The 11848-nt window shown below is 70.3% G+C and carries 9 protein-coding genes and 1 pseudogene; 6 read left to right on the forward strand and 4 right to left on the reverse strand.

Annotated features, from left to right (window positions below; genetic code table 11):
- The first annotated feature begins 69 nt into the window (after positions 1-69).
- Together POF73_RS18235 and POF73_RS18240 are read left to right on the forward strand one after the other, a co-directional pair.
- Positions 70-519: a hypothetical protein gene (locus POF73_RS18235; RefSeq protein ID WP_334313610.1), complete on the forward strand. Its 450-nt coding sequence runs from the start codon at positions 70-72 to the stop codon at positions 517-519.
- 7 nt (positions 520-526) lie between these two features.
- Positions 527-1567: a helix-turn-helix transcriptional regulator gene (locus tag POF73_RS18240; RefSeq protein ID WP_272116494.1), complete on the forward strand. Its 1041-nt coding sequence runs from the start codon at positions 527-529 to the stop codon at positions 1565-1567.
- Here POF73_RS18240 and ctaD read toward each other — a convergent pair.
- A pseudogene (ctaD, locus tag POF73_RS18245) lies at positions 1455-3140 on the reverse strand (aa3-type cytochrome oxidase subunit I); the annotation flags it as partial. The gene POF73_RS18240 and the pseudogene ctaD overlap by 113 nt on opposite strands.
- 492 nt (positions 3141-3632) lie before the next feature.
- Between ctaD and POF73_RS18250 the strand changes: the two are divergent.
- On the forward strand, positions 3633-3848 hold the full coding sequence (locus POF73_RS18250) for an I78 family peptidase inhibitor (RefSeq protein WP_272116498.1): 216 nt from the start codon (positions 3633-3635) through the stop codon (positions 3846-3848).
- A gap of 53 nt (positions 3849-3901) precedes the next feature.
- Here the strand turns inward: POF73_RS18250 and POF73_RS18255 are convergent, their stop codons facing one another.
- Positions 3902-4939, reverse strand: a complete 1038-nt coding sequence (locus POF73_RS18255) for a phosphatase PAP2 family protein (protein WP_272116500.1) — start codon at positions 4937-4939, stop codon at positions 3902-3904.
- 238 nt (positions 4940-5177) lie between these two features.
- Positions 5178-6368 carry a mannosyltransferase family protein gene (locus tag POF73_RS18260; protein ID WP_443049542.1) on the reverse strand — a complete coding sequence of 397 codons (1191 nt, stop codon included), beginning with the start codon at positions 6366-6368 and terminating at the stop codon, positions 5178-5180.
- Between the two features lie 259 nt (positions 6369-6627).
- On the opposite strand from POF73_RS18260, the gene POF73_RS18265 reads away from it, so the two are divergent.
- Together POF73_RS18265 and POF73_RS18270 are read left to right on the forward strand one after the other, a co-directional pair.
- Entirely contained in the window at positions 6628-8229 is a 1602-nt protein-coding gene (locus POF73_RS18265; protein WP_272116502.1) for an MFS transporter, read from the forward strand.
- A 297-nt stretch (positions 8230-8526) separates the two neighbouring features.
- Positions 8527-9723, forward strand: a complete 1197-nt coding sequence (locus POF73_RS18270; RefSeq protein ID WP_272116504.1) for an acyl-CoA dehydrogenase family protein — start codon at positions 8527-8529, stop codon at positions 9721-9723.
- A gap of 36 nt (positions 9724-9759) precedes the next feature.
- Here POF73_RS18270 and POF73_RS18275 read toward each other — a convergent pair whose 3' ends face one another.
- Positions 9760-10197 (reverse strand): cell division protein SepF, encoded by a 438-nt coding sequence (locus POF73_RS18275; protein WP_272116506.1) that lies wholly within the window; start codon positions 10195-10197, stop codon positions 9760-9762.
- Between the two features lie 323 nt (positions 10198-10520).
- Here POF73_RS18275 and POF73_RS18280 point away from each other — a divergent pair, with 323 nt between their 5' ends.
- Positions 10521-11822 carry a DUF5685 family protein gene (locus POF73_RS18280; protein ID WP_272116508.1) on the forward strand — a complete coding sequence of 434 codons (1302 nt, stop codon included), beginning with the start codon at positions 10521-10523 and terminating at the stop codon, positions 11820-11822.
- The last annotated feature ends 26 nt before the right edge of the window (positions 11823-11848 follow it).

Consider the following 11848-nt stretch of genomic DNA (forward strand, 5'->3'; position numbering starts at 1 on the left):
GGGGCAACCAAAAGGTCGCATCGCCGGTCCAACTGACGGAGCAGAACGCCGAAGGAGGAACCGCACCGCATGACGACGCACGTGTCGCACGCCGCACCACTGCGCGCCGACTGCATCGCGGATTCGGCCGGCGGACTGACCTTCGACGTCAGTGCGTCCGGCGCCACCGACGTGGCCCATCTGGTGCTGCGCCACCGCGAGGGCCGCGAGGAGGTCAACCTCCCGCTGACCCCTGCCGCACGCGGCCGCCTGCGCGCCGCCCTCCCCAGCAGCGTCGCCCTGCCGGAGGGCCACTGGGACGCGTACGCCAGCGTGACGGAGGAGGAGTCGGACCACCGTCTGGTTCCGGGTGCCATGGACGTACACCCCCTCGCAGATCGAGTCCCGTACGAGACGCGACAGGGAAACCTCAGCGTCGAATGCCGGTTAGCTGCAACGCCCTTGGGGGCGCGGGGAACTGCGCGATCAGCCACGATGGACCTGCACTCGCGCACAGAACCCGTACCCCCGAGCTGTTAGGCGCCGCATGCTGGACACTTCCGCAAGACTCCTGCGGCTGCTCTCCCTCCTCCAGGCCCACCGAGAGTGGTCCGGCGCCGACCTGGCCGACCGTCTCGGCGTCACCCCACGCACCGTCCGCCGTGACATCGACCGCCTGCGCGAACTCGGCTACCCGGTCAACGCCAGCCCCGGCACAGGCGGCGGCTACCAGCTCGGCGCCGGAGCGGAGCTCCCCCCGCTGCTGCTGGACGACGACGAGGCGGTCGCCGTCGCCGTCGGCCTGCGCACCGCCGCGGGACAGGGCATCGAGGGCATCGGCGAGACCTCGGTGCGGGCCCTCGCCAAGCTGGAGCAGGTCCTGCCGAACCGGCTGCGCCGCCGGGTCGGCGCCCTCCACGCCTTCACCGTGCCGATGCTGCGCGGCCCCCAGCCCTCGGCCGTCGACCCGGCCGTCCTGACCGAGCTCGCGAACCTCTGCCGAGACGCGGAGCGCCTGCGCTTCGAGTACCGCGATCACGATGGCGCCCCCACCCGCCGTACCGTCGAACCGCACCGCCTGGTGTGCAGCGAGCGCCGCTGGTATCTGGTCGCCTGGGACCTCGACCGCGACGACTGGCGTACGTTCCGCGTCGACCGCATCACCCCCAGGCCGCCGCACGGCCCGCGCTTCGCCCCGCGCACCCCGCCCGCCGAGGATCTCGCCGCCTACGTCTCCCGGGGCGTCTCCACGCGCGCGTACGCCTCGCACGCCGTCATCCGGCTGCTGGTGCCCCTGCATGAGGCCGCCGAGCGCATCTCGCCCTCCGCGGGCACGCTGGAGGCCGACGGGGACGCCGCCTGCGTGCTGCGCACCGGGGCCGCGAGCCTCGATGTGATGGTGCTGCACATCATGATGATCGGCTTCGAGTTCGAGGTGCTGGAGCCGGCCGAGTTCATCGAGGCGATCAGGGGCGCTCGGGATCTGCTGTCCCGCTCGCTGGAGCGGGGGACCAGCCCATCTCCGCGTGCGCGGGGTGGTGCAGATCGAACGCCGGGGACTCCGAGCGGATCCGCGGCAGTGTCGTGAAGTTGTGCCGCGGGGGCGGGCAGGAGGTGGCCCACTCCAGGGAGCGGCCGTAGCCCCAGGGGTCGTCGCCCTCGACCTTCTTGCCGTACTTGGTGGTCTTCCAGACGTTGTAGAGGAACGGCAGCGTCGACAGGCCGAGAAGGAAGGCGCCCACCGTGGAGATGGTGTTCAGGGTGGTGAAGCCGTCGGCCGCCAGGTAGTCGGCGTACCGGCGGGGCATGCCCTCCGCGCCCAGCCAGTGCTGCACCAGGAACGTGGTGTGGAAGCCGACGAACAGCGTCCAGAAGTGGATCTTGCCGAGCCGTTCGTCCAGCATCTTCCCGGTGAACTTGGGCCACCAGAAGTGGAATCCGGCGAAGATCGCGAAGACGACCGTGCCGAAGACGACGTAGTGGAAGTGGGCGACGACGAAGTACGAGTCGGAGACGTGGAAGTCCATCGGCGGCGACGCCAGGATCACCCCCGTCAGACCGCCGAACAGGAACGTCACCAGGAAGCCCGTCGCCCACAGCATCGGGGTCTCGAAGGACAGCGAGCCCTTGATCATGGTCCCGGTCCAGTTGAAGAACTTCACACCCGTGGGTACGGCGATCAGGAAGCTCATGAAGGAGAAGAACGGCAGCAGCACCGCGCCCGTGACGAACATGTGGTGCGCCCACACCACGATCGACAGACCGGTGATCGCCATCGTCGCCCCGACCAGCGTCAGATAGCCGAACATCGGCTTGCGCGAGAAGACCGGGATGATCTCGCTGATGATGCCGAAGAACGGCAGGGCGATGATGTAGACCTCGGGATGGCCGAAGAACCAGAACAGGTGCTGCCACAGCAGGGCCCCGCCATTGCCCGCGTCGAACACCACCGAGCCGAACCGGCGGTCCGCCTCCAGCACCAGCAGCGCCGCCGCCAGCACCGGGAACGCCATCAGGATCAGGATCGACGTGAACAGTGTGTTCCAGGTGAAGATCGGCATCCGGAACATGGTCATGCCGGGGGCGCGCATCCCGATGATCGTGGTGATGAAGTTGACCGCGCCGAGGATCGTGCCGAAGCCGGCCAGCGCCAGGCCCATGATCCACAGGTCGGGGCCGATGCCGGGGGAGTGCTCCGGGCTGTTGAGCGGGGCGTAGGCGAACCAGCCGAAGGCGGCGGGCCCGTCGGGCACGATCAGCGAGCCCATCACGATCAGGCCGCCGAACAGGAACAGCCAGTACGAGAACATGTTCAGCCGGGGGAAGGCCACGTCCGGGGAGCCGATCTGCAGCGGCATCAGCTCGTTGGCGAAGCCCGCGAAGCTCGGGGTCGCGAACAGCAGCAGCATGATCGTGCCGTGCAGGGTGAACGCCTGGTTGAACTGCTCGTTGGTCAGCAGCTGCAGCCCCGGCCGGGCCAGCTCGGCCCGCATCAGCAGGGCCATCACGCCGCCGGCCAGAAAGAACACGAACGACGTGATCAGGTAGAGATGCCCGATCTTCTTGTGGTCGGTGGTGGTCAGCCAGTCGACGATCACACGGCCGCCGGGCTGCCTGGGCCGCGCGGGCCCCTCCGTCACCGGTGCGGTCTGTGTCCCCATCGCTCGCTCGCCCCTTCGCTCGCCGCGTCCCGGGCCCACTGAAGCCCGCGCCGCACGCGCCGACGCGAGCTCACGCCATGATGCTCGCGTCGGCAGTGCTCCGACAGAGGGCGTGCGGGGGTTCTGTGCTGAAACCATGCACTTTCCGTGCGGCACCGGCTCCCGCGGCCCGCGCGCCCGCTGCGGCCGCGGCCAATGCGCGGCGGAGGGAAAAGGAGTCCGCAGACAGTTCCCGGGGAACTTTTCCGCCGGGTTATTGGCGGGCTCCTCGCGACACGCGGAAATTACGATCGAATGCCTGCGGAAGGCCTATGGAACCCCTCGTCCGTGTGACGAAGTGTGCACGAAACACGTGTCGTGGTTCTGTGACAAAAGTGTGACCGGAGGGGGATGTGTGACCTGGATGGCAGCTACAAAACGACCTGGATGGCGGCTACAAAGGTCCCCGGTCGGCACTGGCCCGACCCTTCGCTCAGGCCCTAGCGTGGCGCCATGGCACCCATTCCGAAACCCCCCGCCGAACCCCAGGACAATCCGGACACATATGTCGGACTCGACGCCGAACGGGCCGAGCGGCTCGCCCGTGACCGAGGGTGGTCGACGGTGCGTTCGCTGCCGCCGGGGGCGATCATCACCATGGAGTACCTGAGCGGTCGCCTGAACTTCGAGGTCAAGGACGGCCGGGTGGCGCGGGCCTGGAAGGGCTGACGACGCGCGAAGGCCCCGGTTCCTGGAGGAACCGGGGCCTTCTGCCGTGCTGGTCAGCCGCCTGCGAGCGGGCGGGCCGTCGGGGCCGAGCCGCGGCTGATGCGGTCCGTGTGCGGTGGACGGCGGCTGCCGGCCGGGGTGACCGGGGTGCGCTCCGCGCGGGCCGTGTGCGGGCCCGGAGTCAGATAGGCGGGCTGGTGGACGGTCGCCCGGGGGGAGTGCGCCGTGGGCGTCGCCTCGCGGGCCGCGACCTCCTTGTCGGCGGGCGCGGGCCGCGGCTTGAGCAGCACCGGCGCCTCGACCGGAGCCGTCGGAACCGGAACGTTGCCGGTCCGGCGCTCGCGCAGGCGGTCGCGCAGGTCCAGGATCCAGCTCTCGGAGCGGGTGATCAGCGGCTCGAACCACGGCAGGGCGAGCAGGATCAGCAGGCCCGCGGCCCAGCCGAGCAGCACATCGCTCAGCCAGTGCGTACCGAGGTACACGGTGGACAGGCCGACACCCAGCGAGGTCACCGCCGACACGGCCGACAGCCAGCGGCGCGCTCTCGGCGTCGAGGCCAGATAGGCGAGGATTCCCCAGGTCACCACGGCGTTGGCGGTGTGACCGCTGGGAAATATATCGCCGCCCAGCCACATCTCGTTGGAGCCGATGCTGGTCGCGTAGTGCGGTCCGAGGCGGCCCATGCCGATCTTGGCGGCGCCGACCGTGATGTTCAGCAGGAGCAGCGAGACGCCGAGCGCGAGCAACGGCCGCAGCGTGTGCTGCCGCCAGGAGCGCCAGCCCAGCCAGGCCGCGACCATCACGGCGGTGGGGCCGCGCTGGCCGAGCACCACGTAGTAGTCCACGAAGGCGTGGATCTCCGACCACTGCTGGTAGGGCCGGAAGAACATCACCTGCCAGTCCAGCCGGACCAGCCAGGAGGTGATCACGATGGCCCACACGATCGCCACGTAGAAGGCCAGGGTCGCGCCCAGGAGCACGATCCTGTGCCGGCTCATTTCGGGCGCGCTGATGAGAGCCGGTCGTTCCGGCTCACGATCCAGCCTGGCGAACACCCGGTCCAGACGGGTGGGCTTCCGTTCGGTACGCACCCAATCGACGTTACAGCGAGTGAGCTCAGATCCCGGTCGATTCAACGGCTTTGTGATGACGATGTGATGTGGGATTCCTCTCAGGCGGAGGTTTAATTCCAGTGAATCCGCAATCACCGGGCAGTGCGGCCTTCAATTCTTTTGATCATTCCGGATGGGGGGGTTTATTACGCTTTTGAGTTCGTTCACCGGGGCATAATCCGGAATTCTCTCGGCGCACACCGGCGCTCACCCGTGGTCAGGGCGGACCGCTGCCGTTCAGCCAGAACGCCCCGTACACCGCCGACGCCACGGCCACCGCCCCCACCACCAGCGCCGACCTGTGCGTTCGCAGCCCGGCGAGGGACCGGGCGAGCGGCAGCAGCAGCGCAAACGCGGGCAGCAGCAGGCGCGGTTTCGAGCCGAAGTAGCTCGACGCGCACAGGGCGAGCGCGGTCACGACGCCCGCGTACACCAGGAGCGGCAGCGGCTGGCGTTGCCGTACACAGACGACATACAGCCAGACCACCAGGCCGACACCGACGATGAGCCCGACCCCGGCCAGGGCCGATGGAAACGACGTGAACTTTTCGCCGACGAATCGGGCGAAGGCGTATCCGCCGTCGAAACCGTTGCGCCAGCCCGCCTGGACGTCGAGATAGCCCAGCGGACCCTTGTCGGTGCGGTGGCCGACCCACAGGACGTATCCGGCGGCGCCGAGCGGGGCGAGCAGCATGCCGAGGACGCGGCGCGCCGTCGCCCCGGGGGCGTGAGCCGCGAGGTCCGCGCCCGGCGCCTGCCTCGCGCTCCGCTCTCGCACGAACGAGGCGATGCCGGCCGCCCACACCGCCGCGACCACGGCCAGCCCCACCGGACGGGTCAGCCCGGCCAGCAGCGCCAGCGTGCCTGCCGTGAGCCAGCGGCCGGTCAGCAGCGCGTACAGCGACCACGCCGCGAGCGCCGTGAACAGCGACTCGCTGTACGCCATCGACTGCACGATCCCGACGGGCAGCACCGCCCACAGCAGAACGGCGCACACCCCGACGCGACGGCCGTACACATGCTCCGCCACCGCGAAGATCCCCCACGCCGCGGCGAGCGAGGCGAGCACGCTGACGACGAAGCCCCCGTCGGCGTACGACAGCGGGGACACCTGCGCGACCAATCGCTCCAGCCAGGGCAGCAGTGGGAAGAACGCGAGGTTCGAGTGCACGTCCCCGTTGGGCAGGCGCACCTCATAGCCGTAGCCCAGCTCGGCGACCCTGGCGTACCAGAGTGCGTCCCAGCGGGCCGTCAGCAGGGTGTAGGCGTCCTTGTCGCGCGCCGCGCTCCACAGGGCCAGGGCGAGCAGGCCCAGAGCGCGTACGGCCGCGTACCCGAGGAGCGCCGGGGCGGCCCGGCGCAGCGCCTCGGAGCGGGCCGGAGCCACGCGCATCGCAAGATCGGTCACGGGCTCGATTATCGGCCCGGCGCGAATCGGGAGGTCGGCCGGGACGCGGCCGAAGGGGACGGGAGTGGCGTATGCCACACTCGTTGCGCCGGACGTGTGAGAGGTCCGCCACTCGGCACAGACGACGACTCGCGTACCCTGACGAATCACTCGCCCTTCGTAGCGCGGGCCGGAGACCACCGCTCCTCTCCGGCCGAGTCACGGGAAGTCCCCACCCCGTGAGCCCGCCGGGGCGAGGGAACATCTGGGAGGTACGTACATGTCCGGGACGACCACGGCCGCCGCTGCGCTGCGCCGTCGGGCGGCCGGGGCCGGTGCCAACCGCTGGGTCGTCCTCGTCGTCCTCTGTGTCAGCCTGCTGCTCGTCGCCGTTGACGCGACCGTGCTGCACGTGGCGGTGCCCGCCGTCACCGAGGACCTCCGCCCCGGCGCGATAGAACTGCTCTGGATCGTCGACATCTACCCGCTGGTCTGCGCCTCGCTGCTGATCCTCTTCGGCACGCTCGGCGACCGGGTCGGCCGCAGACGGGTCCTGCTGCTCGGATACGGCCTCTTCGGCCTCGCCTCCGGTCTCGCGGCCCTCGCGCACGACCCGCAGGTGCTGATCCTGGCCCGCGCCCTGCTCGGGGTCGGCGGCGCGATGATCATGCCCGCGACCTTGTCGATCCTGCGCCAGGTCTTCCCCGACCGGCGCGAGCGGGCCCTCGCCATCGGCATCTGGAGCGCGGTCGCCGCCGTGGGTGCGGCGGTCGGGCCGCTGCTCGGTGGCTTCCTGCTCGAACACTTCTGGTGGGGCTCGGTCTTCCTCGTCAATATCCCGCTGATGCTGGTCAGCCTTCCGGTCGGACGACTGCTGCTGCCCGAGTCCAAGGGCGACGGCAAGGGTCCCTGGGACGTGGTCGGCGCGCTGATGGCGGCGGCCGGGCTGTTCGGCGTCGTACTCGGTGTGAAGCGGCTCGGCGGCGGGGAGCAGGTGGCCAGCCTGCTCACCCTGGTGCCGCTGGTCGTCGGCGCCGCGCTGCTGATCCTCTTCGTCCGACGGCAGAAGCGCCGGACGTATCCGCTGGTGGACCTGAAGATGTTCGGGCGACCGGCGTTCAGTACGTCCGTCGGGTGCATCGTGCTGGCGATGCTCGCGCTGGTGGGCCTCGAACTGATCGCGGCGCAGTATCTGCAGCTCGTGCTGGGACTGTCGCCGCTGGAGACGGGGCTACGGCTGCTGCCGCTGACCTTCGCCGCGATGGCGGCCGGGCTGGCGGGGGCGCGGCTGCTGCGGCTGTTCGGGCCGCGGCGGATGGTGTGCGCCGGGTTCGTGCTGACGGCCCTCGCAGTGCTGCTGCTGACGGCGATGGGCGGCGAGGACAATCCCGGGCTGCTGCTGGCCGGGTTCGTACTGCTGGGCTTCGGGCTGGAGACGACGCTCTTCGGGGCGTACGAGTCGATGCTCAGCGAGGCTCCGCCGGAGCAGGCCGGTGGCGCGGCGGCGATCGGTGAGACGTCGTACCAACTGGGCGCGGGGATCGGCATCGCGTTGCTGGGCAGCGTGATGAACGCGGCGTACGCCCCCGGGCTGGCCGGTGTGTCGGGGGTGCCGACATCGGCCTCCACGGCTGCCGCGCACTCGTTGGGGGAGGCGTACGAGGTTGCCGCGCAGCTCGGCGGCCCGGCCGGGGGCGCCCTGCGGCATGCGGCGCGGCACTCCTTCGTGCACGGGCTGCATGTGACGTTGCTGGTGAGCGCGGGGCTGCTGCTGCTCGGGGCGGTGATGGCACTGCGGCTGCCGCGGGCCATGCAGTGCGAGGCCCCTGCCGTGGAGCTGCCCAAGCCGAGGGAAGTCGCCGACTCCCGCGTCTCCGCCTGACCAGGCCTTCTTTCACCCACGCCCACCCGTTTCCCGTTCATGGACGGGTGGGCGTCTCCTGTGGGGCTGATCGCCGTCGGTGGCTGCGACGCGTGGGGGAGAGAGACGGGTCGCGGTGCGTGGGAGTCGGGCCGTGGCGCGTGAGAATCGGGGCGCGGCGCATGGGAACGGGCCGTGCCCCGTGGGAATCGGGCCGTCCCGCGTGAAGTCGCACTGGACGCGCGGGACACTGCGTCGTAGCGTCTGCCCAGAGCCGTAACTAGCGGTGCTAGTTTAATCGTTGCCGGAGGGTCTCCCATGTCCGCGTCCTCGTCCGCCAAGTTGCCCCCGTTCGACCCCGCCGACCCCCTAGGCATCGACGACCTCCTGGAGCCCGAGGACCTTGCCGTTCGGGGCACCGTGCGGGCGTGGGCGGCGGATCGGGTCGTGCCGTACGTCGCCGAGTGGTACGAGAACGGCGAGCTGCCGGGGATCCGTGAGCTCGCCCGGGAGCTCGGGGAGATCGGTGCCCTCGGGATGTCCCTGGAGGGATACGGGTGCGCCGGGGCCTCCGCCGTGCAGTACGGGCTCGCCTGTCTGGAGCTGGAGGCCGCCGATTCCGGGATCCGGTCCCTGGTGTCCGTGCAGGGCTCTCTCGCCATGTACGCCATTCACCGGTTCGGGAGCGAGGAGCAGAAGCAGGCGTGGCTGCCCCGGATGGCCTCCGGGGAGGTCATCGGGTGCTTCGGGCTGACCGAGCCCGACCACGGTTCCGACCCCGGCTCCATGCGGACGTACGCCAAGCGGGACGGCTCCGACTGGGTGCTGAACGGGCGGAAGATGTGGATCACCAACGGGTCCGTCGCCGGGGTCGCCGTGGTGTGGGCGCAGACCGACGAGGGGATCCGCGGGTTCGTCGTGCCGACCGACAGCGCCGGGTTCTCCGCCCCGGAGATCAAGCACAAGCTGTCGCTGCGCGCCTCCGTCACCAGTGAGCTCGTGATGGACGACGTACGGCTGCCGGCCGACGCCGTGCTGCCGGAGGTCGTGGGGCTGAAGGGGCCGCTCAGCTGTCTCTCGCACGCCCGGTACGGGATCGTGTGGGGTGCCATGGGTGCGGCGCGATCCTGTTTCGAGGCCGCTGTCGACTACGCGAAGACGCGGGAGCAGTTCGGCCGGCCGATCGGGGGCTTCCAGCTCACCCAGGCCAAACTCGCCGACATGGCGCTCGAACTGCACAAGGGGATCCTGCTCGCCCACCATCTGGGGCGGCGGATGGACGCCGGCCGCCTGCGTCCCGAGCAGGTCAGCTTCGGCAAGCTCAACAACGTCCGCGAGGCCATCGACATCTGCCGTACGGCGCGGACGATTCTCGGTGCCAACGGGATCTCGCTCGAATACCCCGTGATGCGGCACGCGACCAATCTCGAATCGGTGCTCACCTACGAGGGCACCGTCGAGATGCACCAGCTCGTGCTGGGCAAGGCGCTCACCGGACTCGACGCCTTCCGCTGACCCCACCAGGGGGCAGGGCCGGTGAGCGGCCCTGCCTCAGCTCTGGTTGTAGAAGCCGTCCTCGCGGTGCGGCGCCCGCTCACTGCTGACGATCTCCGTGTCGGCCGGGCTCAGCAGGAACACCCGGTTGGACACCCGGTCGATCGAGCCGCGCAGACCGAAGATGAGCCCCGCCGCGAAGTCGACGACGCGCTTGGCGTCGGCGGGCTCCATGGCCGTGAGGTTCATGATGACCGGGACCCCGTCCCGGAACAGCTCGCCGATGGCCCGGGCGTCCCGGAAGCTGTCCGGGGTGACCGTGCCGATACGACGGCCCTTCTCCTCGGCGACGTCCGAGGCCACCTTGACCCTCGGATCGGTGACCCAGGCATCCCCGGGCTCGGTCCCCTCGGAGTAGTCGTCGTCGTAGTAACGCTCGTCATCGTTGTCGTCAACGAGGCCCAGCCAGGCACTCGCCTTGCGCACCGATCCCATGGACGCCTCCTCTCACAGCGGTCCTTTTCGCATTCCGCATCCCTATGGTCATCCATGATGCGGACGTCGTGCCAAGTGGATAGACGCCGCGCGGGGGGTTTGTGACGGTACTGGTGCACAGCGAATCCGTCGAGAGCCCGTGTCCCCCAAGGGGCATGCCACGTACGGCTGCTGACTGTGAGTGAAATATGATTCTTCGCGGCGTATGGGTGAGGCGGAGTGCGTCCGGGTGAACGACGCGACCGTGGCGCTCGATGCGCCGATCGGTACGATGCGGCAGCTCAGCGTCGTCGGAACGTCGTTAAGAACCTCGGGGGAGCGTCGTGTTCGGAATCGTCAGGCCATGTCGCCATCGGCTCGGAGAGAAGCTCACCGGGCAGTGGATGGCGCATTTGTGCGGGCTTTGCCTCTCGTTGCGCGGGGACCACGGTCAGCTCGCGCGAATCGTTACGAACTATGACGGACTCCTCATCTCCGTTCTGACGGCGGCTCAGGCAGAGAGCGACAGCGGGCTGCAGCGTACGGCGGGACCGTGCCCGTTGCGCGGGATGCGCACCGCGTCCGTCGCCCAGGGGGAGGGCGCCCGTCTCGCCGGCGCCGTCTCGCTGGTGCTCGCCGCGGCCAAGGTGCGGGACCATGTGGCCGACGGCGACGGGCTGCTGGCCCGCAGGCCGGTGGCGCTCGCCGCGCGCCGGGTGGCCGCGGGGTGGGGTGCGGCGGGTGCCCGCAGCGGCTCGGCCGTCGGGTTCGACACCGCCGTACTCGTGGACGCCGTGGACCGGCAGATCGGCATCGAGGCGCTCGCCGGGATCGGGACGCCGATCCTCGCCGTGACCGAGCCGACCGAGACGGCGACCGCCGCCGCCTTCGCGCACACCGCGATCCTGGCCGGACGACCGGGCAACGCCGAACCGCTCGCCGAGGCCGGGCGCCTCTTCGGACGGCTGGCACATCTCCTGGACGCGGTGGAGGACCGGGCCGCCGACGCCGAGTCGGGTGCGTGGAACCCGCTCACCGCTACCGGGACCTCACTCGCCGAGGCCCGCCGGCTCGCCGACGACGCCGTGCACGGGGTGCGGCTGGCGCTGCGTGAGGTGACCTGGGGGTCTGGGGGCTCCCCGGAAGGACACAGCGCGGACGCCAAGCTGGCGCACCTGCTGCTCGTCCACGAGCTGCGGCGCTCGGTGGACCGGGTGTTCGGCACGGTGCCGGTGTGCGCGTCGCATCAGCCCGGGCCTTACGGGCAGCAGCCGTACCCCCCACAGCAGCCGCAGCAGGGGCCGTACGGGGCGCCGCAGAATCCGTATGCGGGTGGCGGGAATCCGTACGCCGGCGGGAACCCGTACACGGGTGGCGGGGGCGCGCCCGGCGGTGGTGCCGGTGGCTTCGGTGGAGGCGGCGGTGGCGACTTCGGCGGGTTCGGGGGCGGAGCGGCTCCCCAGCCGCCGAAGGGACGGCGTGGGTTCTGGGCCGGCTGCGGGATGTTCTGGCTGCTGTGCTGCACCTGCAAGCTGTGCTGCGCCAAGGAGTACGAGGGCCCGTGGTCCCGCAAGAAGCGCGAGGGTTGCTGCCGCGACTGCGACTGTGACGGCTGCGACTGCTGCTGCCCCTGCGACGGCTGCTAGGGGCCGTCCGGGGCTCGATGGAGGCT

It is taken from the genome of Streptomyces sp. HD, from assembly GCF_028369295.1.
Lineage (GTDB): Bacteria > Actinomycetota > Actinomycetes > Streptomycetales > Streptomycetaceae > Streptomyces.